Source organism: Seleniivibrio sp. (assembly GCF_021209385.1).
Lineage (GTDB): Bacteria > Chrysiogenota > Deferribacteres > Deferribacterales > Geovibrionaceae > Seleniivibrio.
This window is the reverse complement of record NZ_JAJOIL010000035.1, coordinates 1-25,475: the sequence shown is the minus strand read 5'-3', so window position 1 is coordinate 25,475 and position 25,475 is coordinate 1. Positions and strand designations below refer to the sequence as shown.

The following is a 25,475-nucleotide window of genomic DNA, read 5'->3' as shown; positions in this document are numbered from 1 at the left end:
AATAAAAGCGCATATGTCGATATGAGACAATGTGTTATTTTAGCACAGAAAAACAAAAATGAAAGTTAAAATATGTAAAGAAGCCCCCGATTTCATCAGGGGCTTTGATTGACTTAGCTTCTGTAATCGGCGTTGATAGCAATGTACTCCCTGCTAAGGTCGCAAGTGAATACCTGTGCAGTTCCAGAACCGCAGTTTAAATCCAGCGTTATACTTATTTCCGGCTGCTTCATTATTGCAGCTGCTTTAGGTTCCATCTTTTCGTCTATGATGAGCCCACCTTTTGCATAGAGCAGGTCTTCAAAGTAAAGGTCGGTCGTGCTTTCGTCAGCTTTAACGCCGCTTGCACCCACGCATGCCATCAGCCTGCCCCAGTTTGGGTCTTCGCCGTGGAACATGGTCTTAACAAGGGGAGAGTTGGCTATAAGGAACGCGCATTTTTTCGCATCCTCGTCGTTGTCTGCTCCTTTTACGTTAACGGTGATGAACTTGGTTGCGCCCTCGCCGTCTTTAACTATCATTTTGGCAAGCTCAAGGCACACCTGTGTCACAGCCTCTTTAAACTCGTCCATATCGGGGATTATGCCGCTCATGCCGTTCGCCATAAGAATTACTGTGTCGTTGGTACTCATATCGTTGTCTACTGTTATTGAGTTGAATGAGCCTTTAACGGCGTCGGAAAGCGCTGTCTGGAGATTTTTTTCATTAACCAGAGCATCTGTCGTGATATAGCAGAGCATGGTCGCCATGTTGGGGGCTATCATACCTGCGCCCTTTGCCGCACCCGCTACAACGTACGCGCCGTTTGCTGTTTCAACAAGAACGCCCGCCTGTTTCGGGAAGGTGTCCGTTGTCATGATGGCTTCCGCGAAGATATCGGAATTCCCGTCGTCCAGCTCGTCAACCAGAGCATCAATATGCTGAGCCATCCTTTCGACGGGAAGCTGAACGCCTATGGTGCCTGTGGAACCAGTCAGAACCTTTGCCGCGTCGATACCGAGACTTTCGGCGACGGCTTCGGCAAGGTTTTCGCAGTTCACGATACCCTGAGGACCTGTACATGCGTTTGCGTTTCCGCTGTTGACAAGAATTGCCTGAAAATCTTTTGATTTTTCCATGGCTTTAATGGCGTGTCTGAGGGGAGCTGCCTTGAATGTGTTCGCCGTGAACACAGCCGCTGTTTTGCACGGAACTTCTGAATAGAGGAGACAGAGGTCGTTTTTGTCTTTGCCCTTGCCTTTGACGTCCGCGTTGACCGCACTTGCGAGGAATCCGAGGGGTGCGCACACTCCCGCTTTGTTTATCTTCTGTATCATTGTAAATCTCCTGATTTTTTTTGAATAGATTGCCGCACCCGCTCTGCGGGTTCGCAATGACAGTGCCGTCTCTGCGAGGGTTTCAACCCGAAGCAGTCTGTGTTATTTTAAAGTATACCTGCCGTCTCGTCCAGACCGCACATGACATTGAGATTCTGTACGGCGGCGCCGCTTGAACCCTTTATCAGATTGTCTATACAGGACACTATTATCAGTTTTCCGTCCTTAAGGAAAAGAGAGATGTCGATGAAGTTTGTATCCACGACATCTTTGATGGACGGAACGTGTCCGTTGTCATAAATGCGCACGAAACGTCGGTCTTTGTAGAAAGCCTTCATGCAGGAGGCAAGCTCCGCAAGGCTTTTGTCGGTTTTTGCATAGATGGTGGTTTCTATCCCTTTGTTGACGGGGAGCAGGTGCGCCGTAAAGGTTACGTCCGCTTTGTTGCCTGTCCGCTCAAGGATATGGTTCATTTCGGGATTGTGTCTGTGCCCGAAGATGTTATATGGTCTGAAATCCTCGTTCACTTCGCTGAAAGAGAGTGACAGGTCTGCCTTTCTCCCTGCGCCCGTAACGCCGGATTTTGAATCTGCAATTATGTATGAAGCGTCTATCAGTCCCTTTTTGACAAGGGGGAACAGCGGCATGATCACAGTTGTTGGGTAGCATCCGGGGTTTGCCGCCATATTTGTTTTAGCAAGCTCTTCACCGAATATCTCAGGTATGCCGTAGACCGCCTTTTCAAGCAGTTCGGGGAAGAGGTGTTTTGTTTTGTAAACTTTCTCGTATAACTGTGCGTCTTTGATTCTGAAATCCGCGGACAGATCCACGACTTTCAATCCTTTTCCGTGGAAAAAATCCGCCGCCTGCTGTGCCGCCGCGTGGGGCAGGCAGAGAAATACCGCTTCGGATTCTGCGGCTACCTTTTCATAGTTCCGTCCGATGATAACCGTGTCGCACAGGTTCTTAAAGTAGGGGTAGACCTCGCTGAAAGCTTTGCCTTCATAGGTCTCGCTCACAAGTTGTCCGATAACAAAGCGCGGGTGTCTTACCAGAATTTTGATGAGTTCATATCCGGTGTAGCCCGTTGCTCCGATGACGGAAACTATCATTGCGCCCTCCATGTAAGGTTGATGGGGTACAAGATAGTGCAAAACGCTCTGAAAATCAAAGCAAATCTATGTCAGTAAATGTCAGTTTTTAAATATCTCAGAAAGATATTCAGTGAAGCGCTTCCATGATTTTTCATCGGCGTCTTTTCTGTATGACGGTGCGCCGAAAACAGTGAACGCGTGGGGTGCGCCGCTGTATGTGTGCATTTCATGCTTAATGCCTGCCTTTTCCAGTGCTTTTGCGAGTTCGGCGAATGATTCAATGCTGACAGCAGTGTCGGCAGTTCCATGGAAAATGACGACTTCTCCTTTTATCGTATTCCAGCTTTGTCCGAAAGGTTTGTCCAGCCCGCCGTGGAATGAGATGAATGATTTGAGCGGTGCGCCTGATCTGGCGTATTCAAGAGTTACATTGCCGCCGAAGCAGTAGCCTATCATAACAGCGGTTTCAACATTAGCGCCCAGCTCTTTTGCTGCTTCATAGCCTGCTGTGAGTAGTCTACGCATTTTTGTTCTGTCTGCGTAAAGGTCTCCGGTGAGTCGCTTTTTATCTTCAACAGCTTCAGGGCGCACACCCTTGCCGAACATATCAATGGCAAAGGCTGAATAGCCCAGTTTGTTCAGCATCGCCGCGCGCTGCATCTCGTATTCGTCCAGACCGTTCCAGTCGTGGATGATGAACACCAGCGGTGCGGTTTTAGATGCGGGTGCGTAATAGCCTTCGTATTCTTTTCCGTCTGATTTGTAGGTAACTGATTCGCCGGCGTATACCGTTCCTGCAACGAACAGGGAACAAATAAAAGATAGAAGAGTCTTCATATCGGCTCCTTTTAGCGGTATTTCAACTAAAATCAGCGGATGTTGGCAATTTGGCAATAGATTTCTGTCAGCAGCATTCCGATTCGCATTTTTCAAGGGCGTGGATGGCTTCTTCGTCTTCAACGTTGTCAAAGAGTTCGCCTATCATGGATGCGCAGGAGCAGACCAGATAAAGCAGTTCCTCTTTCGGGTCTTTCTGCGGATCGCGCAGGTAATACCCTTCGGGGATACGACCGACGAAGCGTTCCCAGTATACGTTGCCGTTCTGCGGGTCTTTCAGCAGACGCAGAAGGTGGTCAACGACCTGACACGCGTTTTCAAAGCAGTTTATGTTCTTAAAGCTCACATAGCTTTCATCAACTTTTATCTCTTTTTTGCAATCGCACATTTTCCGACACCTTATGATATTTTCTGCTGTTATACATAAATACACATATTATTTTAATGGTATTGTATGTATAATTACTGACATTTTACGAAAAAAGGTGATTTATGACCGAGGTGTCGGGCGTAACATTTCAGTATGTCGTGAAAGCTCTTGAGGCGAACACCGGCATACCTGCCGACGAGATGCTGGAGCATCTGGGACTTGACGGGTCGGTGTTTCAAAGCGGAAAGACCGACAGCGGCTTTCTTACCTCCGTTTTCCGCTATTGCATGGAAAAGACCGAAAATCCGCATCTGGCGCTGGATATCGGGCAGTCAATGCCTTATCAGTCGCTTGGACTTCTGGGTTATCTGCTTCTGAACACGGCAAACCTCAAGCAGATGATCGAGAAGTTCAGCAGGTATCAGCAGCTCGTCAGCAGACTGCTGAAATTTCATATTTCTGATGACGGCAAATATTATAAGTTTGCCGTATATATTAATGAGAACAGAAATATTCCCGTTCCCGCACATCATGCGGAGGTGCATCTCAGCGCAATTCTGAACGTTCTGTCCCAGATTCTGGGAAGGCAGGTTCTTCCTGCATATACCTATTTTTCACAGAAGAGGATGAAAGACTGCAAAAGACACCATGAGCTTTTCGGTGAGCATATCTTTTTTGAGAAGAGCGAAAACGCTCTTTTCTTTAAAAAAGACGAGTTGAATATCCCTGTCAGCAATGCCAACAGAACCATGCTGGAATATTTTGAGGCACAGGCGAACGCCATTTTGCAGGAGATGGGGAACAGCTCATGGTTCAGCCGCGTTGAGAAGGAGATTCTTAAGAATATCGGCGACAAGTCGGTAAGCATAGATTTTGTTGCGGACAGGCTGAACGTCAGTGTGCGGACATTGCAGAACTATCTGAAAGCGGAGAACAGGAGCTTTTCGGAGGCTCTGGCGAAGGTGCGCCGCAGTCTCGCGGAGCATTATATTCTTAACACAAAGCTGAACGATGCGGATATCTCCGCCATGCTGGGTTATTCAGAGGTCAGCGCCTTTTACAGGGCATATAAGAAGTGGAATCTCGCCACACCGAAAAGTTTCAGGAGAGAAAGAAATTATTAAGGGGCGGAGTTTCCGCCCCTGACAAATAATAGAAATCAGTATCAGTTAGTTACTGACTTGAGGCAATAAGTGGAGGTATCGAGAGCCGGCAGCACTTTGCCCGGCAGATTTTCAAAATATTGCACAAGCGGGATGTAGTAGAGTATGGACGTATCTTCATAAACGGAAGGGTCGGCATCACGGACTCTTTTGAAGGAAAGGTAGTTGTCTTTCCCCAGTGCAGTGAACGAGTTGGTTGCTACCGTGTACACGGTGTTTGCAGAAATAGTTGACCATGTTCCGCTTGTTCTGTCCTGAACCTCAACATTAGTTATAACATTTCCTTCGGCTCCGCTGAGATTTACGTCATATCTAAGCCCTGATGCATAAGGGAAAGCTCCTGATGAGCCGGAGTGGAGCGAGTAATACGCGGCTTCGTTGAGCACCTGAACGATATCAGACCCTTTCATGTTTATCATTGCCACAGTATTGGAGAACGGGAGAACTGCTATGATATCTCCCATTGTTATTGTCCCCTGATTGATGGTTGTGCGGACGCCGCCTGCGTTCTGTATTGCAATATCGATGGCGGGGTTCGTCTGCTTGAATGCATTGGTAACTATCTGGGCTGCATAGCTTCCTGTGGGTGTCGAACCCGCCGTGAACGCAGTCGGGATTCTGTCATACCCAAGCGTGGTTGTGACTGTTCCCACCACCTGTGACATGGCGGTTGTTATCTGGTCTCTGTAAGGTTTCAGAATGTTTTCTATGGCAGTGTTTACCTCTTTGGTTCTTAAAAGGCTTGTCTTGTTTATAGCTGTGATAAGCGAGTTTTTCACACTTTCTGAAACATCGACAAATGTTCCTGAACCGTCTTTCTGCTGGTATGGACCGCCGACAGGTATGACGAGTTTTCCTTTAGCCATTTGCGCGATGCCGTCAGCGGAAAAATCTACGTTCAGTATCCCCACCGCTCTTGCATAGCACCATGCTGTGACAACATGAACAGGGTTGCCGTCGGGAGCAGTGACTGTGGTCGGGTAAGAACCCAGATCTTCATCTTTAATTCCGTCATGTGTATATCCTTCAAAAGGTCCTGTCTGGTTGTCGTATGTTTGCGTTAATCCCACCTCTGCAAGTTGCGCAGGATTGCCGAGCAGGTCGTGGGTGTCGCCGCCGACTATAACGTCTATCCCTGATACGTTTTTCGCCAGAAGCAGGTCGTTATAATATCCAAGGTGGCTGACAAGGATTATCTTATTGATTCCCTGAGCGGTAAGTTCGGCAACGTATTTTTTCGCGGTAGCGATTTCGTCTGAAAATTCGACGTCATCGGATACCATTGACGAATTTTTAGTCTTTTCGACTTTGAGAATACCGAGAAGGGCTATCTTCTGCCCGTCTATTTCCTTGATTACATAAGGTTTTATCTTGTCCTTAACTCTGTAGAGAGGACTTGCAGGTTTGGGAGTTATGTTTGAAGAGAGGATTGGGAAGTTAGCTATCTCAATAAGTTTTGCAAGCCCTTCGTCCCCCTCGTCAAATTCGTGGTTGCCAAGAGTGTAGCCGTCGAGAGCAAGCTCATTAAACACTTTGAAGTCGGGTTCGCCTTTGAACATTGAGAAATACAGGGTTCCGTTCAGCTCGCCGCTGTTCACAACGATACTGTTCGATGTTCTTTCTTCCTGTATTACCTCTGCCAGCCTTGCAAAGCCGCCCATTTGAACGCGTGTGACCACACCGTCTATGGTGAGATCATATGCTGCACTGTCCAGATATGAGTGGTGGTCGTTTGTGTGAATCAGTTTAACACTTACAGCCGAGTTTTTCGGCGTATTGTCCTGTGATTCGTCGTTATTGTCGTCGTTGCCGCATGAAGACAGTGCTGCGGCTATACAGACAACCAGTGCGAAATGCAAAAGCATTTTTGTCCACTTTTTTAAATACATTTTTGAGATACCCCCTTTTAAATTAGTAAGCGTACTTTATAGTGTATTTTTCATGGATATATTATGCATAAGTCAGGGAAATGAGATTTAATTGAAGTTAATATCACTTAATTGGATATATGATTGTATGCAGAGAGGAATATGTGCCTGTCTGAGTGAATTTTTTAAATAGGGTAAGTTAACGGTTGAGGTGTGCTTCTTTATTTAGTATCATCGGCACAAATATATTTCGGGAGATGACGATGAATATCTTCGAGGAATCCAAAAAGTTTATTCCCGGCGGCGTAAACAGCCCCGTGCGCGCATACGGCTCCGTAGGCGGCGATCCTGTCATAGTTAAGAGCGCGAAAGGCTCCAAAATCTACAGTGAAGACGGCAAAGAATACATAGATTACATCGGTTCGTGGGGTCCCATGGTAACAGGTCATGCCGACGACGATATCATAAATGCGGTCAAACACGCCGCAGAACTTGGAACCAGCTTCGGCGCGCCCACAAAGGCGGAACTAGACATCGCAAAACTCATATGCGAAATGGTCCCTTCTGTCGAGATGGTTCGTCTGGTGAGCTCCGGCACGGAAGCGCTCATGAGCGCCATCCGCCTCGCACGCGCATACACCAAACGCGACAAGATAATCAAATTTGAAGGCTGCTATCACGGTCACTCCGACAGCCTTCTCGTGAAATCCGGTAGCGGACTTCTGACATTCAACGAACCCTCAAGCCCAGGCGTCCCGGAAGATTTCGCTAAACATACTCTCATAGCTCAATACAACGATATCGAATCCGTTAAAAAACTTATATCCGAGAACAAAGGGCAGATAGCATGTCTTCTCGTTGAACCTGTTGCGGGCAACATGGGACTTGTGCTTCCCAAAGACGGTTTCCTCGCAGACCTGCGCAAGGCTTGCGACAGCGACGGAATCCTTCTGCTTCTGGATGAGGTCATCACAGGTTTCCGCGTTGCGAAGGGCGGCGCTCAGGAATATTACGGAGTGATGCCCGATATCACCACAATGGGTAAGATAATCGGCGGCGGTCTTCCCGTGGGCGCATTCGGTGCCAGACGCGAACTGATGGAGATGATGTCCCCCGTAGGTCCCGTTTATCAGGCGGGAACACTCTCCGGTAACCCTCTTGCAACAGCTGCGGGCATAACCATGCTTAAAAAGCTTTCACAGCCCGATTTCTATAAAAATCTGAAAGCTAAGTCTGACATCCTTTACGATGCAATGACTGACAACTGCAAAAAGCTCGGTCTGAACTACGCGTTCAACCGAGTGGAATCCCTCGCGTGCCTGTTCTTTACAGAGGGGCGCGTAGAAAGCTTTCAGGATGCCATGAAATCAGACACTAAAAAATATGCAAAATTCTTCCACGAGATGCTGAACAGAGGGGTAAACCTCGCTCCCAGCCAGTTCGAGGCTATGTTCGTATCCGCGGCTCACACGGAAGAGGATCTGGAAAAAACTGCGAAAGCACATTACGAAAGCCTTAAGGCTCTGTAATAACATATGACTAAAAAAAGAGAAGTTGACCAGTTTGTAAAAAGAATGGCAAACGCCAGCTCGGTGGGAACATCGCTGGCGTTCTCCGTTATCATAGGCGGCGCCATGGGCTGGTGGCTGGACAAAACGTTCGGTACAAAGCCATGGCTTTTCCTGCTTTTTCTTATCTGCGGGATAATTGCCGGATTTAAAAACATGGTTTACTTTTTAAAGAAAACTGACCTGCTAGATGATGAAGATAGAAAATAAAATATTAATTCTATCGTTGATTTTTTGTGGAATATTGTATACAGTATCCACGTTTATATTTGAACCTGCGTTTTGTAATGGCATTTTGGCAGGTTTTGCGCTTGGCGCAGTGAACTTCCGCTATCTTTCAAAGGGTGTGCGGAGGGTTACGGAAGAGGGCAGAGCCGGTCTGATGATTCTCTGGGGAATGTTCAGACTTCTGGTCTCAGGTGTTTTTGCATGGTACTGCATTGTACCGCTTAAATTAAACGTTACAGGTATGCTGGTCGGGCTTACTATCCTGCCCGTGTGTGTGCCGATTGTTGCGATATATAACAACTTAAAGGGGAAGAATGATGGAACACCCGCTTAATGTATCCATGCTCTTCGGCATGGAATTTTCCCATACCTACTGGCACGTAGTCATGACATTTATTGTTGTGCTTCTCTGCCTTGCGCTTGGCGCTTTTGCGCTCCGCGCCAGAGCCGAGGTTCCCGGCAGAGGTCAGAACACCGTTGAACTGCTGGTCAAAGCAGTATACGGTATGTGCGACGATGTTATGGGACATCACGGAAGACCCTACATTCCCGTTATCTTCGGTATCGGTCTTTATGTAGCTTTTTCAAACGTGCTGGGTATCATACCCGGTTTCCTTGCTCCCACGTCAAACCTTAACTCCACAGCTGCACCCGCACTGGTTGTTTTTGTTCTGTACCAATACATTGGTATTAAGACGCATGGTTCTCACTATATCAAGCATTTCCTCGGACCGGTTTCATGGCTTGCACCTCTGATGCTTATCATTGAGCTTATCGGACACCTCGCAAGACCCCTTTCACTGTCTATGAGGCTTTTTGGTAACATCTTCGGTGAAGATCTTGTTATTATCATCCTTTTTATGCTTGTACCTTTCCTTGTTCCGCTGCCCATGTTTTTCCTTGGGCTTTTCACATCGCTGCTTCAGGCGTATGTGTTTATGATGCTTTCTATGATCTATATCAGTGGTGCACTTGAAGAAGCACACTAAGAGATATAACTAATACGGAGGACAAAATGTCTAAACTTGTAAGAATCGTTCTTTCTGTTGCTGCTCTTTTCGCAGTTGCAGGCGTAGCTTCCGCTGCTGAAGCAGGTGCTGTTGCAGATGCTTCATGGGCAAAATACATCGGTGCAGGTCTTGCTATCGGTGTTGCGGCTCTTGGTACCGGTATCGGTCAGGGTAACGCTATCAAAGGTGCTGTTGAAGGTATCTCCAGAAACCCCAGCGCAGCTGGTAAAATCTCTACAACAATGATCATCGGTCTTGCACTGATCGAATCACTTGCTATCTATGCACTTGTTGTAGCTCTTATCCTTCTTTTCGTTGCTTAATATCAAAAATAATGACGGGGCGGACATTTAACGGGTGTCCGCCCTTTCGGTTTTTTTATCTAGGGGGTTGCCATGTGGCAAAAGCTGAAAGAGTTTAGCAGGAAAGATCCTCTCATCTTTACCTTAATATTGGCGGTTATTATAGTGGTCGGCGGCTACGGCTCATTGCAGATGATGCATGCTACAAGCAAGCCTGAGTTCTGTAAAACCTGCCACCCGAAAGAGGCTGTTGAGGTTAGAGGCGAGTATTATTCCTACAGAATGGGTGTCCACAGCGAGGCCGGCGTCGGCTGTCTCGACTGTCACGGGGCTCCCGGCATTAAGGGCTATTTCGATGCTCACGTTGTTGCCGGTATGAGAAGCCTTTATCACGAGATTTTTACATCAGAAGAACAGGTTGTTAAAGACCTGACAGAGATGGCTACTGATCCCAAAGTTGCTGCACACATTGCATCTTCGGAATCCTGTATATTCTGCCACTCTGACGATTTCAACAGAAAACTGAGACGCGACAGAGTCATTAAGGTTCTTGGCGAGTTCAGACCTATCGACGAAGTTGTGAATCCTGAATATCGCGAGAAATTCGGAAGACCCGACATTATGAAAGAAGGTCCCATCGGTGTTAATCCCGATCACCTTAAACACTATCAGGCAGGCGTAAACTGTCTTGACTGCCACCTTGGCATTGGCCACGCAGGCGTTAAAAACCATAAACCTAAAATGGAAACCTGCTTCAAATGTCACGACGATAACAGAAACGTTGCAAAAGTTCCCGCAAACGACAACTGCGCTCAGTGTCACACTATGCAGAAGGGCGTTCAGCAGGGTACATATGCAAAAACCGTTAAAGGTGACAAATGGTACATGGCAGACCTTAACTGTTCAGACTGCCATACCGACGCATACACACTGCCTACACCTGAAACTTGCGCAGGATGCCACGATGCCAGCTACAGCGACATCATGAAAGAGACTCAGACTGCCTACAAACAGAAACTGGCTCAGGCAAAATCAACACGCGACAAATATGCTGCGCAGACAAAAGGTATGCCCGCGGGCAAACTGGCTATCTACAACGAAATGAAAAACATCCTCCGTATTCTGGAAAACGACGGATCTAAAGGCGTTCACAATCCCGAATACTTCGATATGATGTTTGACAAAGTTGCAGAACTTGCAACTGCCATCGACACATGGACCGCTCCTGCTGCAAAAGCAGAGGAACATGTTGAGCAGAAAAGACACGAGGAACCAAAAGCGGAAGCAAAACCCGCCGGTCCCGTGAACACTGCCGAAGATATGGCAATGCTTGAAGGTTCTGAAACCATAAATCTTGCAGAGCGTCACGTTCCTGCACCCACAAAACCGGCAGTTATCTTTGATCACAAAGGTCACGCTGAAAGGGTTGCATGTGCAGATTGCCACTCAGAACCCGGCGTTCTTAAGTTTGAAGTGAAAGAAGTTAAAGGTACCAAAAACGTCTTCCACGATGAACTTTGCATCAAGTGTCACAAAGAGAAGAAAGCAAAAACTTCCTGTAACACTTGCCATAAGAAATAATCAGCAAGGGGCGGCTTAAAACCGCCCCTTTTTTTGGCGCTTTTATACTTCACATAACTGCGTCATCTTCGCCTCGGAACTGCTCACATACTTATGTGTATGCTCGCAGCCCGCTCGGCTCAGTTTCCTTGTTCTGTTCGTATCAAAACACCAAATCAGAGATATCCGCCGCCTTGAACTGCTTGGTTCTAAAAATCAATTGAAAGAATGCTCAGTTTCATTCTCAGTCTGCTTGTTTCTGCGAGTGCAGCGAAACAGTCTCATTTTTCACGTCACTCTGGTTTTTAATCTTCTGTGATATGTATCTGAATATCATTTTGATTTTTTTCTTGAATTCTGATTTTTTACAAGCTACTATATAGACCGATTGCTATAATAACTGGAGAAGGAATGACGAAACCTGATACACGCCTGAAAATACTTAACACTGCTGCAGAACTGTTCCGCACTAAGGGGTACTACGCTGTAGGGCTTAATGAAATAATTAAGGCTAGCGGAGCTCCAAAAGGCAGTTTGTACTATTATTTCCCCAACGGCAAAGAACAGCTTGCCTCTGAGGCTGTCAGGCTTGTGGGTCAAAGAGTGAGACATGAAGTTGAGGATCAGCTCAACAAGATAGACGACGCTGCCGCTTCACTGCAACACCTATTAAAAAATATAGCTGAGGACTTTAATACCAGAAAAAGCAACTACTTTTCGGTAGCTCTCCTCGCTCTTGAAACCGTGGATAATAACGGAGATTTGAAAACTGCATGCAGAGAAGTTTTTGATGAGTGGGCAGAAATGTACAGGCTGAAACTTATCCGAAGCGGATTTTGTGATGAAAATGCCAATAGAATAAGCATCATGCTTCAGACTTTAATGGAGGGGATGTTTACCTTTGCAATAACCAAAAATGATCCTTCCGTCTTTTTATTATTTGCTGAAGTTATTCCCAAATTACTGGAATCCTAATTTTTTTAATAACAAATTATATAGACCGATATATATAATATGAGGTTTAAATGAAACAGAATTTACAGAACAAAGATATATCCGAGGGCAATTTTGCAATGATGTCCGTTCTTCTGATTTCTGCTTTTTTCGCAGTATTGAATGAAACTTACCTGAACGTAGCCCTTACCAAGTTTATGGAAATCTTTAATGTGACCATGTCGCAGGTGCAATGGCTTACAACCGGTTTTATGCTGGTAATGGCGATTGTCATACCGACAACGGCGTTTATAATGGAAAGGTTTTCTATCCGGCGGATTTATATAACAACTCTTTTGCTGATCATTTCAGGAACGCTTATCGGAGGTTTTTCGGTCTCTTTTGGGATGTTATTTGCCGGGAGGCTAATACAGGCTGCAGGTACATGTGTTCTTATGACTTTAATGACAAATACAATACTTATCATTACTCCTCACAGCAGAAGGGGTGCTGCAATGGGGCTTGTCGGTCTGGTAGTTTTATTTGCACCTGCCGTTGCACCGGCTTTTGCTGGAGTGGTGCTGAAAATGTTTGACTGGAGGTGGTTGTTTTATATTCTGGCATTTCCTTTGACGGTGACCCTGCTTTTAGGGCTGAAGTATATAAAAAACATTACTGAAACGCATCCTGTAAAAATTGATTTACTGTCAGTTATCCTTTCATCAGTAGGTTTGGGAGGAATCCTTTATGTGATAAGCGAATTGGAGAATTCAGGATCAGATATAAAGCTTGCTGTCGTATTCTTAATCGGGATATCATCAATTATATTTTTCGTATTGAGGCAGTTCAGACTGGAAAGACCGCTGCTCGATCTTCGTGTTTTTAAAAAGCCGATGTACTGCATAGGCGTTTCAATTCTGACAATGTGTATGATGATAATTTTTGCATTCACTCTTCTGTCGCCAATTTTCATGCAGGGTGCGATGAATCTTTCATTTTACGCTATAGGGCTGGCGATGCTTCCAGGCGGGATAATGAACGGTTTTGCATCGCCTGTGGCAGGTAAAATATTTGACAGAACAGGACCCAAAATACCTGTTGTTACAGGTTTGATTATAATGGCTGCCGTTACTCTTTTCCTGACATCTTTTGACAAAAACACGTCTGTAGAAACATTTATAACAGCACACTGCGTGCTTATGCTTGCAGTTGCTTTGGTTGCAACATCTATTCAGACATTAACTCTCAACCAGCTGGATAAAAACGAATATGCTCACGGCACAGCGATACTAATGACTTTCCAGCAGCTTGGAGGCGGCTTGGGAACAGCCGTTTTTGTGGGGATCATGTCATTTGGGAAAAATATGGCACTTGATAAAAATGCAGACAGCGTATCTGCAATCACGTCAGGATTCCACCTTGCATTTATTTCAGCATTCATTCTGATTATCTTTGCTTTAGTTTTGTCATTGTTTATAAGGAGACGCTGACGCAATTTTGTATTCCTGCTTTTATTGTTTAAGTAGCTTTTCCATGCGCGATTTATTATAACTATAGAACATTAATTACACAGGGGAGAACCTATGAGCGCTCAGGAAAAGAACGTAAAAAAGATACTCATCCGCAGTCTGGCATCAATCGTAATAGTCTTTGTTGCCGCATGGAGCTTCAGCCTCCTTTACGAAGGCAATAAACTACGTTTGCTTGACAAGTTCGACAAACAGGCTGAAGAGAACAGTTCTCTCAAACCGTTCCATAAACTCCACTTTCAGGCAAAACTGGATTGCAGTGCCTGCCACGAGGGCGGTGTTAAAGAGAATCAGCCCATTGCGAAGTCAAAAGAGGGTGATTGCTTTATATGCCATGAAAAAATGAAAGAAAAAGTAAAAGTTCCTGATAATACTGACTGCAAAGCCTGCCATACAAAACCCGTAACATGGTAACAGGAGGCAAATATGATAGACGCCAGAGGGATGGCATGTCCCCAGCCCGTTCTGCTGATGAAAGCCGAACTTGATAAAACAACAGAGGGCGTTGTGTCCATAACTGTGGATAACAAAGGCTCATGCATAAACGTGAAAAACTTCTGCGAAGCGAACGGATGCACAGTGTCTGTTAAAGAACTTGCGGACGGCTGTTTTCAGATAGATGCTGCGAAAGGTTACGACTGCGCCATTGTTGAAAAACAGCCTGAAAGCGCTGCCAACGTCGTTGTGTTCGTCACAGGCGAATGTGTCGGAAACGAAGAGCCGGAACTCGGCAAAATGCTCATGAAAGGTTTCATCGGAAATCTGAAACATGTAAGTCCTTTGCCCAAAACGGTTATATTTGTTAACAACAGTGTGCGCATGGTAACTCTTAACCTTGAAGTGGCAGAAACTGTTAAAGAGCTTGAGGCTCTTGGTGTGGAAGTCCTTGCGTGCGGTGCCTGTCTTAACTATTTTAATCTGGTGGACGAGCTTAAGGTCGGCAAAGTATCAGATGCTCTGACGGTTGCAAACAAGCTTTTCGGCGCAGATAAAGTAATAAGACTGTAAAAGGTGCAAGGCACATGGATGTGCCTCACGGAATTATGATTTTGTGATTTATTAAAAAATCATAATAGAGTGTAAGCATTGTGCAGGCTTTTCAGCTAGCTTTGTGCAGAAACATTTTGCAATCCTAATGCAAAATGTTTTGCCTGTGCTGTGCGTTGCGAAAACATTTGCCTGATAATGCAAATGTTTCTGTTCCTGACTTGTCGTAAAAAATAACAGGAAGTTATTTTTGAGGTGACAATTGTTCCCACTTTCGGATTCGTTCAAAACAGGGATATACCCGATTGTAACATGGGTAATCATACTGATAAACGTGGTTGTCTTCTGGATGATGTACATGGGGCAGAATCCGCACCCTGATCAGTTCATCATGGAATACGGACTCATAGCCCGCAATCTGTTCATGCCTGACGAGGTTTTACCCCTGTCAGAGAAGATAACCCCCCGTCATAGCTCATATGTTCATGCATGGCGGGTTTATGCATATTCTGGGAAACATGTATTTCCTGTTCATCTTCGGCGACAATGTTGAAGAGAGGATTGGGCATGTCGGGTTTGCGATAATGTATTTTGTTTTCGGTCTCTGTGCGGCTGCTGCACAGGTGCTTTCAGATGTTAGCTCTCAGATGCCTATGGTGGGCGCAAGCGGCGCTCTGGCGGGCGTCATGGGAGCTTATATGATATATTTCCCGCAGTCTCAGGTGCGAACGCTGTTCCTTCTGCCTTTTTTCATCCGCATAGTGGAGATTCCGGCATTGATATACATGCTTTTCTGGCTTGCCATGCAGTTCATGGGTGTGCTTGGGAGCGGTTCCGGCGTTGCTTTTCTGGCGCATATAGGCGGATTTGCGTCTGGAGTTGTTTTTGCGTTGATACACAGAGGCTTGAGCGGTACGCCGCATAGAAGATATTACAGAATATGATATGGGACTGCGCGGCAGTCTGATTATTAGGAGGGGACGATGTGTCTTGGATTTCCCGGTAAGATAATTAAAATGGATGAATATTCCGCAGTTGTGGATATAGCAGGAACAAAACGCGAGGTTTCCACCATGATGCTGCCAGATGAAGTAGTTATCGGCGACTGGGTCATGGTTCACGCAGGGATGGCGCTTGCGAAGATGGATGAGGAAGAGGCTATAAAAACCCTTGAGGCGCTTTCAGACCTTGCGGACGAAATGGACAGGATGGAAACGGATGAAGCTCGTTGAGGGATTCAGAGACAAGGAGCTTTGCGCTGCTCTCATAAAACAGATAAATAAGGAAGCTACGGGCAGTTACAGATTCATGGAAGTTTGCGGAAGTCACACCGTGGCGATAGCCCGCTTCGGTATACGCAGTGTTCTGCCGAAAAACATAGAGCTGGTTTCAGGACCCGGATGTCCCGTCTGTGTTACACCCCAGTGCGAGATAGACGGTATATTCAAGCTGGTTGAAAAGGGCGCTGTAATTACAACGTTCGGAGACATGATGAAGGTGCCTGGCAGCAAAGGTCAGAATCTGCAGGAACTTAAAAGCGCGGGAGCTGACATCCGCATAGTGTTTTCGCCGCTGGACGCCATAAAGATTGCAAAAGATACGGGCAAAGAGACGGTCTTCATAGGTATCGGTTTCGAGACCACAGCACCTGCCGTTGCATCGGTTGCGCTGGTTGCGAAACAGCAGGGAGTGAAAAACGTATCTGTCACTCCTTATAATAAGACGATGCCCGAAGTGCTGGACATTCTTCTCAACGACGAGAATCTGAACATTCATGGTTTCGTATGTCCCGGACACGTTACTATCGTGACGGGAACAGCTCTTTATGAACCGATGGTTGCTCATAATATGGCGGCTGTTATAACAGGGTTCGAGCCGGTGGACGTGCTTTCCTCAATCCTTGAGATGGTTCGTCAGGTCAATACGGGCAAATTTGAAATAAAAAACATGTACGGTCGGGTTGTCTCTGATAAAGGAAACGAAAAGGCTCAGAGCATCCTGAAAACCGTATATCAGAAACAGGGGTGCTGGTGGCGCGGCATCGGCTGGATAGATGACAGCGGTCTGGCTTTCAGACCGGAATACAAAGAATATGACGCATTTGAGAAGTTCGACGTCAGTCTTGAAGGGGAGAAGGAAACCCCCGGATGCAGATGTGGTGAAGTTCTGAAAGGCTACATAAAGGCGAGCGACTGCCCGCTTTTCGGCACAGCCTGCACACCCGACAGCCCAGTGGGACCCTGTATGGTCTCTTCTGAGGGTGCGTGTGCAGCGGTTTATAAATACGGAGAGTAAAAAAAATATTACACGGAAATATCATAGGGCTTAAGCCCCAACAGATAAAAAGGCTCGAAAATCTTTACGGACGCAAAGCAGGCTCGCGCGAGGTTATCCAACCGGAGCTTGCGAAAGCGCTTTGTTCCATATCCATGGAGATAAACAGGCAGGTCGGCGTTCTTGCCGACAGAAAGGGCGCAGTGGAATTTGTCATAGTAGGCGATTCCCGCGGACTGTTTATTCCGTCGCTGTCGCGCTTCCGTCTCGTTCCCGGTAACCTGCGGGGGATAAGGCTTCTGCACACTCACCTTTACAGGGAGAATATCACGGAGGACGATATAACCGACCTTGCGCTTCTGCGTCTGGACAGTGTTACCGCAGTGTATTTTGACCCGCAGGGTAACCCCAACGGTCTGAAAACAGCGCACCTTCTGCCGCCTGATGCTGAGAGCATGTATGCATATCTGCCCGACACAGACGTTTACAGGCAGAAGACCGACTATGAGCATTTCATATCGGAACTGGACAGCGAGATCGCATCCAAAACAAAGAAACTGCACAAGGTGCAGGACAAGCCGTATGCTCTTCTTGTGGGCTGTTACAAGTCAAAAAGTTTCGGCGATGACAACATGGCGGAGCTTAAAGAGCTTGCCAGAAGCGCAGAGATGGAGATAACCGACACTGTTATTCAGGTGAAAGACCAGATACACCCTAAATATGTCATAGGTTCAGGCAAACTGAAAGATATCGTAATAAAGGCTATGCAGACAGGTGCGGAGTTTCTTGTGTTCGACAACCCGCTGACACCTGCGCAGTCCCGCTCAATTGCGAATTTCACCGACATGAAGATCATCGACCGTCCGCAACTGATTCTGGATATATTCGCGAAGCGCGCGAAGACGGGCGAGGGTAAGATAAGGGTTGAGCTGGCACAGATGAAATACCTTCTGCCGAGGCTTACCGCTAAGGATGATGCCCTTTCAAGGCTCACCGGAGGAATCGGCGGACGCGGACCGGGAAACACCAAGCTTGAGATAGATAAAAGACGCGTAAACGAGAGGATAGCTTTTCTTTCAGGGAAGCTGAAACAGATAGAGAAGAACCGCGAGACCATGCGTTCCCGCAGAAACCGCAACGAACTGCCGGTGGTGTCTATAATCGGCTACACCAACGCGGGCAAATCCACACTTCTGAACAGCCTTACCCAGAGCGAAGTGTATGCGGACAATCTTATGTTCGCGACGCTCGACACCAGCTCCAAAAGGATACGCTTTCCGGAGGAGAAGGACGTCATTATAACCGACACGGTAGGTTTCATACGGGATTTGCCGGAGAACCTTAAAGGAGCTTTCAAATCCACCCTTGAGGAACTTGCAGAGGCTGATCTGCTTGTGCATGTGCTGGATATCGCATCCGAAGGATTCAATGCCCGTGCAAGATCCGTTGAACTTATCCTTGCGGAGCTTGGTCTTTCAGACAGGGACAAGATTCTGGTGCTGAACAAGATTGACATGCTCGAGGATTTCGAGCGGGAATATCTTGCAACAGGTATAGTCCCCGACGGCGAACAGCCGGAAAAATATTCACGAATTTTCGATGTTGAAAATATGATTCAACGTTATAATAAAGTATGTCTCGTGAGCGCTACGGACAGAAGAACCTTCCGCGAGCTGCTTGAGACCATACGGCTGTCCCTCTTTTCCGGCGGTAAAGAGGTGGATATTGATATCGAAGGCTATTTCGGGCTGAGGGCATATGACGGAGACATTGACACCATCTGAGATTATTCAGTTCCGTGCTGAATGTTACAGAAACCTTGACGGAAGAGGCGTTTTCAGTCTCTATTCCGAGCGGAGCGACCTTTGCCGGTTTTTCAGCGAAGACTCGTTTTCCGATCATTTTTCTAAACAGACCGCAGGATGTACTCATGCGGGTGTGAAGATAGTTGCCGAGCATACAAAAGGAGGTCTCGCTGAAGTGAAGTATATAGAATACATTCACGAAGGCGTAAGCCTTGTTTCATATTATTCCAAAACGGCTCTGGTTACGGAAGACGGTCAGTGGAAGATCCTGCGCGAATCCAGAGAAGTGCGGAAAAACGCCATAACCGCTTGATAAAAAAAATTTACTTTTATGTCAAATAGTGCTTGAAAAATTGACGGGAATATTTTATAAGTAATCCCTGCTTACACGGAGGAGTGTCCGAGTCTGGTTTAAGGAGGCGGTCTTGAAAACCGTTGAGCGTGTGAGCGCTCCGTGGGTTCGAATCCTACCTCCTCCGTTTTATATTTTCTCTTGGGAGTGGTGGCCGAGCTAGGCCGAAGGCGCTCGCCTGCTAAGCGAGTATACGGCTTTTAAACCGTATCGAGGGTTCGAATCCCTCCCACTCCGTATCGACTTCTATAATAAGAGGATGTCATGAAAAAAATAATCACAATGTTTATCGCTTCTGTGTTTGCTTTCTCCTGTTCTCAGGGTGTTGTTGACAAAGACAAAGCCAAAGAACAGCAGGCTCCCGCAGCTGAATCTGCTCAACCCGCCGATCCTCATGCCGGCAATATGAATGCAGATCCCCACGCCGGAATGGATGCTCCGAAAGAGAGAAAGGTCAATGTCCCCAAGGAAGTGGCTGACAAATACAAAAGCCTTATCCTTGAAGTGAAAAACACTGCGGACAACTCAACTGTTCAGGCTGACGTCCTTATCGGTCAGAAGGCCGAAGTTCAGGGAACTCCTTTTACTGTTGAAGTTGAATACTATATGCCCGATTTCGTTATCGAGGCTGACGGTACTATCACAACAAGAAGCGCGGAAGAGAAAAACCCTGTTGCGAAAATTAAAGTTTACAAGATGGGCGAAGCTTTCTTTGACGGATGGCTTTTCAAAAACCACCCCACAGAGCACGGGAACTTTAACGACCCGAGCTACAGCATTACCATCGTAAAATCACAGACTAAGTAAATAGTAAGCGGCTCATTTGAGCCGCTTTTTTTTGCCGTTTTTTGCCGTTTATAACCATCGCATTTCTTCGTTGTCATCCAAAAAATGTTTATCACGTACCTTTATGTACGCTCAAAACATTTTTTCTCTGACGCCTTGAACTGCTCGATTCTTAACAGCAATTTAAGAACCTAATCTTTGTCTCTGCGAGCCGATGCAATCGGCGCGGCAGTCCGAGCGGTTTAGATCGCGTCGGGCGTTGCCCTCGCGAAGACGGAGGAAATTTCAGGATGAAACCGGCAGAACAAAAAGCGCCGGATATCAGATTATTTCACACAGACAGGCGAGTGTTTCGCCATCGAAGATCGAAACTATGCGGCTTTTTTCTTCATCGGCAATCTTGACTTCGACAGATTTTGTTTCAGGTTTTATCTCGTGGTTATAGAAAAGTCCAACTGTTTTTCCTGTGAAATCCATATCTCCGGATGCAAGGCTCAGTATTTCGCCGTAACGAATATTGTTCATGTGGGCGTTGATATCGAAGTCCGCAGGACGCAGCTGCACATGTATAGATCTGTCGTAGCTGTCCGCACCTTTTCTGTCCCAGCCGTCGATGATACTGCACATGTTGCACACGTTTTCGCTCTGATAGTCTTCATACATCTGCTGGGTGACACGAACAGGACGTTTCTTTTCAATGTCGATGTAAAGCCATATGCCGGAGCCTCTTACGCATACTTCGCCGTCCGCCTTTATCTCATAGTTCCTGAACCCTTTGAATCTGTCCAGCCCACGCGACCATGTGCGCACTGTAAGTTCTTTTGAGAATTCAGGGAAGAAATCGGCGTGTATCATCAGCCTGTTCAGTATCCATATGTTGCCTTTGCCCATATAGCTGTCAGCAGAGAATCCCACACTTGCGGAATGTGCCACTGCCGCCTCCTGAAAAATCTTCAGAATGGCGTCGAAACGGAGCCTTTTGTCTGCTCCGTAATCTGATATGTCTTTTATTCTGGTGTAATCGTAAAACATTTGTAATGTTAACCCCTAAATTCGTCAAAGGTCAATCTTTTACTATGCAAATGAATTTAATAAAAGATATAATAAGTGCTAGTGTGTATTTATTTTCTTTTAGATAAATAAAGGCGGTTGCTATGAACGATGGTAAGTTTTTCCAAGCTAAAGTTATAAGTAATGCGTACTCCTTGGAACTTCAGAATGCAATTAAAGAAGCTTGTTTGTTTTGCATGGAATCTATTTCTGTTGACGGAGAACATAGTGCACAGCCTTTAATGTTATTAGGTAAAATTCAAAGCGGAAAGACAAGGGCATTTACTGGTTTGATGGCACTCGCTTTTGATAACAAATTTGATATGGTCATAATCCTGACTAAAAATAGTTCCGCTTTAGTAAAGCAAACTTACAAAAGAATGAGACAAGAGTTTAAACAAGAGATTTCTGGTAATGAAGTTGAGGTCTTTGACATTATGAAAGTCCTAGACCAAGGGTTAACTGAATATGAGTTAGATAAAAAGTTGGTATTAGTTGCCAAAAAGCAACATAAAAATTTAGACAGAATAAGTAAATTTATTACCAATTATACACTTAATTTGAAGAAAAATTGTCTCATTATAGATGATGAAGCAGATACAACGGGAATTGGATTCTGTAAAATTAAAGATACAGAGGATGAATTTGATTTAAGGAAGGTTGCTTCAAAGGTCAACGATTTGCGAGGAACATTAAATGGATGTGCTTTTGTTCAAGTTACAGCTACTCCTTATGCCTTGTATTTACAGCCTGATTTTGATCCTGCAATAATCAAGCCTATAAAACCAATTAAAACAGTTTTGATTCCATCTGGAATTGGATATATTGGTGGGGATTATTATTTTATTGAATCTCAGAAAGAAGACCACCCTGCTAGATTAATTTTTCAACCAGTTTCAGAAGATGAAAACGAACTTGTTTCTAATCAGAAGAGGAAAAATAAGAAATCAAAAATAATGATAGACGAACATTCAAAATAGAAGAAATTCTTAGTTTTGATAGTAAACTAGAGGTTTTTAAAAAAGGACTTATGAATTTTGTTGTTGGAGGCTGTGTCCTTCGGCATGTTAATAATAATACGCATTATTCTTATGTTATACACACTGCGACGCAAAAAACATCACATATCAGTTTGGAAAATGTTACGCGGGAATTTTTTAGTCAGATTAAAAATCTAATAAATTCCAATATGTCAAAAATAGATGAAATGCTTCAGTATTCATATGAAGATATTAAGAAATCCTATTCTGAGTATAATTTCAATATGCCGTCATTCGAAGATATAAAAAAATCTTTTATTCATGCAATAACTAAAGATTATATAAGTGTTACTACTGTCAATAGTGATAAAGATATTGATACTATTCTTGATGAAGATTCAGGTGAATTGAAGCTTAGGTCGCCATTTTCGGTTTTTGTTGGTGGGCAAGTATTGGATAGAGGGGTGACAATTCCAAGAATGATTGGGTTTTACTATGGGAGAAACCCTAAAACCATGCAACAAGATACTGTAATGCAACACTCAAGGATGTTTGGCTATAGAAGTGAAGAATTACTTTCTGTAACACGCTTTTATACGACAAGGCATATTTTTGAAAATATGACCCGCATTACGGAAATAGATAAGGCGTTGAGAGATGATATTGAGAATAAAACATTTGGAGATGGGATTTACTTTATACGTAAACATATTGGTAGTCGGGTGAACGAATTAGGGGAACAAGTTAAAAATAATATTGTCCCATGTTCACCATTAAAAATTGCACTTTCTAGCACTGTTATAATTAAATCACATAGTCGCATTTTGCCAATCGGCTTTAACACTATAGCCAAATCATATGCTAGTAAAATTAGTAAAGAAATTAAAAAATTACTGGAAAAACTGGGAGGTGATAGAAAGTCAGAAGAAATCGAAATTTCACCGGATGCTATTGAAATTGTGATTGATAAAGTATTTTCAATGATAGAAGGAGATGATGAGTCGTCAAGATTTATTACTAAAGAACATTTTATGTCAACAATCCAGTATCTTGCAAAAGAGTCTGGTAAACTAATTCTATATACTCGTAGAAATGGTACATTATCAAAATATAAAAATAATGGCATAGTATATCAAGATGCACCTGATACTGGTTATGAGTTGCAGAAGCTTAGGGCAATAGCAGTTAATAACCCAGTCCTGATGCTAATACATCAAGATGGTTCAGCAGACGGTTGGAATGGAAGTGAATTTTGGTGGCCAGTACTCATTGCTCAAAAAAATGTTCAAACGACTATGTTTGCGTTGTCTGAAACCTCTGGAAAGCTTGTATAGTTTAAATAAGTTTGCTAATGTGCATTTCGTAGCGCAAAACTTAGTCGTTGTAATCTATTTATTGACGGAGGATTCTATGGAAGTTACAATTCAGAAGTTTGAAAATATTAAAACAGCGAGTGTGCGCCACGTAGGTGCATATGATCAGTGTACACCAGCATGGATGACACTGATGATGCATCCTTCCGTGATGCCACTTGTTACAGATAAATCCACGTTCATCGGCATTAGTTATGACGACCCCTCAAAAACAGAAGAGTGCCGTTATGATGCCTGCATAACCTGCCCTGAAGATTTTCAGGCATCTGCCCCGATTGCGGTCACTGTTATCGAAGGCGGAGACTATGCCGTTTACAGACACATCGGAAGCTATTACGGTCTGAAAGAGGTCTATAAACAGCTTTTTGAAGAATGGCTCCCAGCAAGCGGCAGAGCTTACAGAAAAGAACAGCCTACAATACAGATATACAGAAACCTGCCCATCAATACGCCGGAGGAGCAGCTTATTACTGACGTTTGCGTTCCGCTTGTATAAAAGATAAAGGCGGTCAACTGACCGCCTTCTTTTTATGATATGTCTGTTAAAGAACAGATCTTTCCGTCTCTGAACTTGTAGATTGATTTTCCGCTGAGCCTTATCTCGTCCCCCTGTTTCAGCCCGTTAGGAAGGTTATCCGCTATCCTGCCGTAATAATCAATCTCGACGACATAGCTGTCGTTTTCTATCTTTATACTCTTTATGGTTTGCTGTCTTTCGCTGAAAATGTTCAGAGAAATACCTGCGATCTGCTCAAGTTCCGCTATGTTCGTTGTTTTAACGTCTGTTTCACCGTTCATTATGTTTTCAAAACACACGTCGTCCGTCATGAGTCCGAGCATTCCGTCAAGATTGAACTCATTGTAGTGCTTAACATATTCTCTTATTATCTTTTCATTTTCCATTTTATCCTCTATTTCGCAATCATACCCAGAATGTAGGGCACTGCATATTCTGTAGTCAGAATCCTTTCGCCTATGGAAAACTGCCGGAATCCTTGTTTTCCAAACGTATCCAGTTCTTTCTGTATGAACCCGCCTTCGCAGCCCACAGCGAGACAGAGCGGTTTTTCAAATTCTTTTATCTCATTACCTGACGGGTGGGCTATGTATCTGTTTTCAGTCATTCCGGCAAGACCATTTTCTATGAATCCCATAAAATATCTGTGGAATGTAACCTTTGGAGGCATTGTGTCCTTTGACTGCTGCAAAGCCTCAAAGACGTATTCATCAGTGCGTTCAAGGTACGGACTTTCCCAATAGCTTTTGTCAACCCGCCATGAGTTTATTATGTGAATGTCCTTAACTCCTGCGCAGACCAGACCGAAGAAGATGCGCCTGAACACCTTCGGGCGGGGCAGAGCGAGAACAATGCTGACAGGCATGCGGGCAGGTTGCTCCTGATTACATTCAAACCGCAGAACGGCGCTCTCTGTCCGCATTTCCGTTATCACTGCCGTGCCGAGCTTTCCGCCGAGTATGCCGACCTTAAGGCTGTCTCCGACACCAAGTTTCAGAACCCGCCTGATATGCTCAAACCTTTCGCCCGTGATATGTGCTGTGTTGCCGTTTGTTTCTTCGGGTCTTATGAGGATTATGTTCATGAAAAGACTATAGAAAAGATGCGGAGGAAAGTAAAGGGGCGGTCATCAGACCGCCCCTTGAAAACATGTTGGGTGTGTGTACTATTCAGCTTCCGGTTCAGCCTGAACACAGCCGCACTTTCTGAATTTTATAAAGAAAGCGGCGGTGGAGGCGGCGGAAACGAGTATACCTATGTAAGTTGAAACCTGCATGTCAAGCCCGAAGCCGATGGGCTGGTTCGCAAGATATGTAGTAACGACCACTGTCATGAATATCGCGGGGATAGTGGCTATCCAGTGTATTTTTCCGTTCTGGATGAGGTAAGCGGCGGCTGCCCACAGAACCACTGTGGCAAGTGTCTGGTTTGCCCAGCCGAAGTATCTTATAGTGGACCTATTGTCAAGACATCAGTTTACTATTTCTTAGTAAATATTATGCCGCCATCTTCATCTGATTCATGTGCACTTCCATAGGTCTCTTATATCCCAAAGCTGAATGCAGCCTTCTGT

At 45.1% G+C, this 25,475-nt stretch carries 28 protein-coding genes, 2 tRNA genes and 1 pseudogene; 22 read left to right on the top strand and 9 right to left on the bottom strand.

Features of this window, described 5'->3' with window-relative positions; translation table 11 throughout:
• Nucleotides 1-113: 113 nt before the first annotated feature.
• The 4 genes from argJ to cowN form a co-directional block, all read right to left on the bottom strand.
• Nucleotides 114-1,316, bottom strand: a complete 1,203-nt coding sequence (gene argJ, locus LRY47_RS11450) for a bifunctional glutamate N-acetyltransferase/amino-acid acetyltransferase ArgJ (protein ID WP_295225525.1) — start codon at nucleotides 1,314-1,316, stop codon at nucleotides 114-116.
• A 107-nt stretch (nucleotides 1,317-1,423) separates the two neighbouring features.
• Nucleotides 1,424-2,428 carry an N-acetyl-gamma-glutamyl-phosphate reductase gene (argC, locus tag LRY47_RS11445; protein WP_295225523.1) on the bottom strand — a complete coding sequence of 335 codons (1,005 nt, stop codon included), beginning with the start codon at nucleotides 2,426-2,428 and terminating at the stop codon, nucleotides 1,424-1,426.
• 81 nt (nucleotides 2,429-2,509) lie between these two features.
• Complete coding sequence (locus LRY47_RS11440; protein ID WP_295225520.1) at nucleotides 2,510-3,247, bottom strand: dienelactone hydrolase family protein; 738 nt, start codon at nucleotides 3,245-3,247, stop codon at nucleotides 2,510-2,512.
• Between the two features lie 67 nt (nucleotides 3,248-3,314).
• Entirely contained in the window at nucleotides 3,315-3,635 is a 321-nt protein-coding gene (cowN, locus tag LRY47_RS11435; protein ID WP_295225517.1) for a N(2)-fixation sustaining protein CowN, read from the bottom strand.
• Between the two features lie 104 nt (nucleotides 3,636-3,739).
• Here cowN and LRY47_RS11430 point away from each other — a divergent pair, with 104 nt between their 5' ends.
• Entirely contained in the window at nucleotides 3,740-4,741 is a 1,002-nt protein-coding gene (locus LRY47_RS11430) for an AraC family transcriptional regulator (RefSeq protein ID WP_295225515.1), read from the top strand.
• A 41-nt stretch (nucleotides 4,742-4,782) separates the two neighbouring features.
• On the opposite strand, the gene LRY47_RS11425 is transcribed toward LRY47_RS11430, so the two are convergent.
• Complete coding sequence (locus tag LRY47_RS11425) at nucleotides 4,783-6,645, bottom strand: 5'-nucleotidase C-terminal domain-containing protein (RefSeq protein WP_295225513.1); 1,863 nt, start codon at nucleotides 6,643-6,645, stop codon at nucleotides 4,783-4,785.
• Nucleotides 6,646-6,905: 260 nt separating this feature from the next.
• On the opposite strand from LRY47_RS11425, the gene hemL reads away from it, so the two are divergent.
• From hemL to LRY47_RS11335, 18 genes are all read left to right on the top strand, one after another.
• Nucleotides 6,906-8,177, top strand: a complete 1,272-nt coding sequence (gene hemL, locus LRY47_RS11420; RefSeq protein ID WP_366043703.1) for a glutamate-1-semialdehyde 2,1-aminomutase — start codon at nucleotides 6,906-6,908, stop codon at nucleotides 8,175-8,177.
• 6 nt (nucleotides 8,178-8,183) lie between these two features.
• Nucleotides 8,184-8,426: an AtpZ/AtpI family protein gene (locus LRY47_RS11415; protein ID WP_295225507.1), complete on the top strand. Its 243-nt coding sequence runs from the start codon at nucleotides 8,184-8,186 to the stop codon at nucleotides 8,424-8,426.
• Entirely contained in the window at nucleotides 8,407-8,778 is a 372-nt protein-coding gene (locus tag LRY47_RS11410; protein ID WP_366043701.1) for an ATP synthase subunit I, read from the top strand. The genes LRY47_RS11415 and LRY47_RS11410 overlap by 20 nt, the downstream gene beginning before the upstream one ends.
• Entirely contained in the window at nucleotides 8,762-9,433 is a 672-nt protein-coding gene (atpB, locus tag LRY47_RS11405; RefSeq protein ID WP_295225502.1) for a F0F1 ATP synthase subunit A, read from the top strand. Before LRY47_RS11410 ends, atpB begins: the two co-directional genes overlap by 17 nt.
• A 26-nt stretch (nucleotides 9,434-9,459) precedes the next feature.
• A complete protein-coding gene (gene atpE / locus LRY47_RS11400; RefSeq protein ID WP_295225500.1) occupies nucleotides 9,460-9,777 on the top strand; it encodes an ATP synthase F0 subunit C in 318 nt (105 codons plus the stop codon).
• 72 nt (nucleotides 9,778-9,849) lie between these two features.
• Nucleotides 9,850-11,337, top strand: coding sequence for a cytochrome c3 family protein (locus LRY47_RS11395; protein ID WP_295225499.1), 1,488 nt, complete (start codon nucleotides 9,850-9,852; stop codon nucleotides 11,335-11,337).
• A 390-nt stretch (nucleotides 11,338-11,727) separates the two neighbouring features.
• Complete coding sequence (locus LRY47_RS11390) at nucleotides 11,728-12,291, top strand: TetR/AcrR family transcriptional regulator (protein ID WP_295225497.1); 564 nt, start codon at nucleotides 11,728-11,730, stop codon at nucleotides 12,289-12,291.
• A 50-nt stretch (nucleotides 12,292-12,341) separates the two neighbouring features.
• Nucleotides 12,342-13,739, top strand: coding sequence for a DHA2 family efflux MFS transporter permease subunit (locus LRY47_RS11385; RefSeq protein ID WP_295225495.1), 1,398 nt, complete (start codon nucleotides 12,342-12,344; stop codon nucleotides 13,737-13,739).
• Between the two features lie 93 nt (nucleotides 13,740-13,832).
• Complete coding sequence (locus LRY47_RS11380) at nucleotides 13,833-14,192, top strand: cytochrome c3 family protein (protein WP_295225493.1); 360 nt, start codon at nucleotides 13,833-13,835, stop codon at nucleotides 14,190-14,192.
• 12 nt (nucleotides 14,193-14,204) lie between these two features.
• A complete protein-coding gene (gene yedF, locus LRY47_RS11375; protein ID WP_295225490.1) occupies nucleotides 14,205-14,786 on the top strand; it encodes a sulfurtransferase-like selenium metabolism protein YedF in 582 nt (193 codons plus the stop codon).
• A gap of 479 nt (nucleotides 14,787-15,265) precedes the next feature.
• Entirely contained in the window at nucleotides 15,266-15,709 is a 444-nt protein-coding gene (locus tag LRY47_RS11370) for a rhomboid family intramembrane serine protease (RefSeq protein ID WP_295225487.1), read from the top strand.
• A 39-nt stretch (nucleotides 15,710-15,748) separates the two neighbouring features.
• Complete coding sequence (locus tag LRY47_RS11365) at nucleotides 15,749-15,997, top strand: HypC/HybG/HupF family hydrogenase formation chaperone (protein WP_295225485.1); 249 nt, start codon at nucleotides 15,749-15,751, stop codon at nucleotides 15,995-15,997.
• Nucleotides 15,984-17,060: a hydrogenase formation protein HypD gene (hypD, locus tag LRY47_RS11360; protein ID WP_295225483.1), complete on the top strand. Its 1,077-nt coding sequence runs from the start codon at nucleotides 15,984-15,986 to the stop codon at nucleotides 17,058-17,060. Before LRY47_RS11365 ends, hypD begins: the two co-directional genes overlap by 14 nt.
• 134 nt (nucleotides 17,061-17,194) lie before the next feature.
• On the top strand, nucleotides 17,195-18,823 hold the full coding sequence (gene hflX / locus LRY47_RS11355; protein WP_295225481.1) for a GTPase HflX: 1,629 nt from the start codon (nucleotides 17,195-17,197) through the stop codon (nucleotides 18,821-18,823).
• The gene (locus tag LRY47_RS11350; protein WP_295225479.1) at nucleotides 18,798-19,157 is read left to right on the top strand and encodes a hypothetical protein; all 360 of its coding nucleotides are present in this window, start codon (nucleotides 18,798-18,800) and stop codon (nucleotides 19,155-19,157) included. The genes hflX and LRY47_RS11350 overlap by 26 nt, the downstream gene beginning before the upstream one ends.
• A 77-nt stretch (nucleotides 19,158-19,234) precedes the next feature.
• Nucleotides 19,235-19,323, top strand: a tRNA-Ser gene (locus tag LRY47_RS11345).
• Between the two features lie 17 nt (nucleotides 19,324-19,340).
• A tRNA-Ser gene (locus tag LRY47_RS11340) sits at nucleotides 19,341-19,433 on the top strand.
• Nucleotides 19,434-19,460: 27 nt separating this feature from the next.
• The gene (locus LRY47_RS11335; protein ID WP_295225477.1) at nucleotides 19,461-20,003 is read left to right on the top strand and encodes a hypothetical protein; all 543 of its coding nucleotides are present in this window, start codon (nucleotides 19,461-19,463) and stop codon (nucleotides 20,001-20,003) included.
• 300 nt (nucleotides 20,004-20,303) lie between these two features.
• Here the strand turns inward: LRY47_RS11335 and LRY47_RS11330 are convergent, their stop codons facing one another.
• A complete protein-coding gene (locus LRY47_RS11330) occupies nucleotides 20,304-21,014 on the bottom strand; it encodes an acyl-ACP thioesterase domain-containing protein (RefSeq protein WP_295225475.1) in 711 nt (236 codons plus the stop codon).
• A gap of 122 nt (nucleotides 21,015-21,136) precedes the next feature.
• Here LRY47_RS11330 and LRY47_RS11325 point away from each other — a divergent pair, with 122 nt between their 5' ends.
• The 3 genes from LRY47_RS11325 to LRY47_RS11315 all read left to right on the top strand — a co-directional run bounded on the left by LRY47_RS11325 (nucleotide 21,137) and on the right by LRY47_RS11315 (nucleotide 23,881).
• Entirely contained in the window at nucleotides 21,137-22,012 is an 876-nt protein-coding gene (locus tag LRY47_RS11325) for a DEAD/DEAH box helicase family protein (protein WP_295225473.1), read from the top strand.
• Nucleotides 22,013-22,062: 50 nt separating this feature from the next.
• Nucleotides 22,063-23,346 carry a Z1 domain-containing protein gene (locus tag LRY47_RS11320; RefSeq protein ID WP_295225472.1) on the top strand — a complete coding sequence of 428 codons (1,284 nt, stop codon included), beginning with the start codon at nucleotides 22,063-22,065 and terminating at the stop codon, nucleotides 23,344-23,346.
• 76 nt (nucleotides 23,347-23,422) lie between these two features.
• Nucleotides 23,423-23,881, top strand: coding sequence for a GyrI-like domain-containing protein (locus LRY47_RS11315; RefSeq protein ID WP_295225470.1), 459 nt, complete (start codon nucleotides 23,423-23,425; stop codon nucleotides 23,879-23,881).
• 32 nt (nucleotides 23,882-23,913) lie between these two features.
• Here LRY47_RS11315 and LRY47_RS11310 read toward each other — a convergent pair whose 3' ends face one another.
• The 3 genes and pseudogenes from LRY47_RS11310 to LRY47_RS11300 all read right to left on the bottom strand — a co-directional run.
• Nucleotides 23,914-24,288 (bottom strand): nuclear transport factor 2 family protein, encoded by a 375-nt coding sequence (locus LRY47_RS11310; RefSeq protein WP_295225468.1) that lies wholly within the window; start codon nucleotides 24,286-24,288, stop codon nucleotides 23,914-23,916.
• 8 nt (nucleotides 24,289-24,296) lie between these two features.
• Nucleotides 24,297-24,986: an RsmE family RNA methyltransferase gene (locus LRY47_RS11305; protein WP_295225466.1), complete on the bottom strand. Its 690-nt coding sequence runs from the start codon at nucleotides 24,984-24,986 to the stop codon at nucleotides 24,297-24,299.
• An 81-nt stretch (nucleotides 24,987-25,067) separates the two neighbouring features.
• Nucleotides 25,068-25,349: pseudogene (locus tag LRY47_RS11300) on the bottom strand (carbon starvation CstA 5TM domain-containing protein); the annotation flags it as partial.
• Nucleotides 25,350-25,475: the final 126 nt, after the last annotated feature.

Bases quoted from the DNA above. Each gene is read 5' to 3' on its own strand.
- argJ (WP_295225525.1), bottom strand. From the start codon at position 1,316: ATGATACAGAAGATAAACAAAGCGGGAGTGTGCGCACCCCTCGGATTC.
- argC (WP_295225523.1), bottom strand. From the start codon at position 2,428: ATGATAGTTTCCGTCATCGGAGCAACGGGCTACACCGGATATGAACTC.
- LRY47_RS11440 (WP_295225520.1), bottom strand. From the start codon at position 3,247: ATGAAGACTCTTCTATCTTTTATTTGTTCCCTGTTCGTTGCAGGAACG.
- cowN (WP_295225517.1), bottom strand. From the start codon at position 3,635: ATGTGCGATTGCAAAAAAGAGATAAAAGTTGATGAAAGCTATGTGAGC.
- LRY47_RS11430 (WP_295225515.1), top strand. From the start codon at position 3,740: ATGACCGAGGTGTCGGGCGTAACATTTCAGTATGTCGTGAAAGCTCTT.
- LRY47_RS11425 (WP_295225513.1), bottom strand. From the start codon at position 6,645: ATGCTTTTGCATTTCGCACTGGTTGTCTGTATAGCCGCAGCACTGTCT.
- hemL (WP_366043703.1), top strand. From the start codon at position 6,906: ATGACGATGAATATCTTCGAGGAATCCAAAAAGTTTATTCCCGGCGGC.
- LRY47_RS11415 (WP_295225507.1), top strand. From the start codon at position 8,184: ATGACTAAAAAAAGAGAAGTTGACCAGTTTGTAAAAAGAATGGCAAAC.
- LRY47_RS11410 (WP_366043701.1), top strand. From the start codon at position 8,407: ATGATGAAGATAGAAAATAAAATATTAATTCTATCGTTGATTTTTTGT.
- atpB (WP_295225502.1), top strand. From the start codon at position 8,762: ATGGAACACCCGCTTAATGTATCCATGCTCTTCGGCATGGAATTTTCC.
- atpE (WP_295225500.1), top strand. From the start codon at position 9,460: ATGTCTAAACTTGTAAGAATCGTTCTTTCTGTTGCTGCTCTTTTCGCA.
- LRY47_RS11395 (WP_295225499.1), top strand. From the start codon at position 9,850: ATGTGGCAAAAGCTGAAAGAGTTTAGCAGGAAAGATCCTCTCATCTTT.
- LRY47_RS11390 (WP_295225497.1), top strand. From the start codon at position 11,728: ATGACGAAACCTGATACACGCCTGAAAATACTTAACACTGCTGCAGAA.
- LRY47_RS11385 (WP_295225495.1), top strand. From the start codon at position 12,342: ATGAAACAGAATTTACAGAACAAAGATATATCCGAGGGCAATTTTGCA.
- LRY47_RS11380 (WP_295225493.1), top strand. From the start codon at position 13,833: ATGAGCGCTCAGGAAAAGAACGTAAAAAAGATACTCATCCGCAGTCTG.
- yedF (WP_295225490.1), top strand. From the start codon at position 14,205: ATGATAGACGCCAGAGGGATGGCATGTCCCCAGCCCGTTCTGCTGATG.
- LRY47_RS11370 (WP_295225487.1), top strand. From the start codon at position 15,266: ATGCATATTCTGGGAAACATGTATTTCCTGTTCATCTTCGGCGACAAT.
- LRY47_RS11365 (WP_295225485.1), top strand. From the start codon at position 15,749: ATGTGTCTTGGATTTCCCGGTAAGATAATTAAAATGGATGAATATTCC.
- hypD (WP_295225483.1), top strand. From the start codon at position 15,984: ATGAAGCTCGTTGAGGGATTCAGAGACAAGGAGCTTTGCGCTGCTCTC.
- hflX (WP_295225481.1), top strand. From the start codon at position 17,195: ATGGAGATAAACAGGCAGGTCGGCGTTCTTGCCGACAGAAAGGGCGCA.
- LRY47_RS11350 (WP_295225479.1), top strand. From the start codon at position 18,798: ATGACGGAGACATTGACACCATCTGAGATTATTCAGTTCCGTGCTGAA.
- LRY47_RS11335 (WP_295225477.1), top strand. From the start codon at position 19,461: ATGAAAAAAATAATCACAATGTTTATCGCTTCTGTGTTTGCTTTCTCC.
- LRY47_RS11330 (WP_295225475.1), bottom strand. From the start codon at position 21,014: ATGTTTTACGATTACACCAGAATAAAAGACATATCAGATTACGGAGCA.
- LRY47_RS11325 (WP_295225473.1), top strand. From the start codon at position 21,137: ATGAACGATGGTAAGTTTTTCCAAGCTAAAGTTATAAGTAATGCGTAC.
- LRY47_RS11320 (WP_295225472.1), top strand. From the start codon at position 22,063: ATGAATTTTGTTGTTGGAGGCTGTGTCCTTCGGCATGTTAATAATAAT.
- LRY47_RS11315 (WP_295225470.1), top strand. From the start codon at position 23,423: ATGGAAGTTACAATTCAGAAGTTTGAAAATATTAAAACAGCGAGTGTG.
- LRY47_RS11310 (WP_295225468.1), bottom strand. From the start codon at position 24,288: ATGGAAAATGAAAAGATAATAAGAGAATATGTTAAGCACTACAATGAG.
- LRY47_RS11305 (WP_295225466.1), bottom strand. From the start codon at position 24,986: ATGAACATAATCCTCATAAGACCCGAAGAAACAAACGGCAACACAGCA.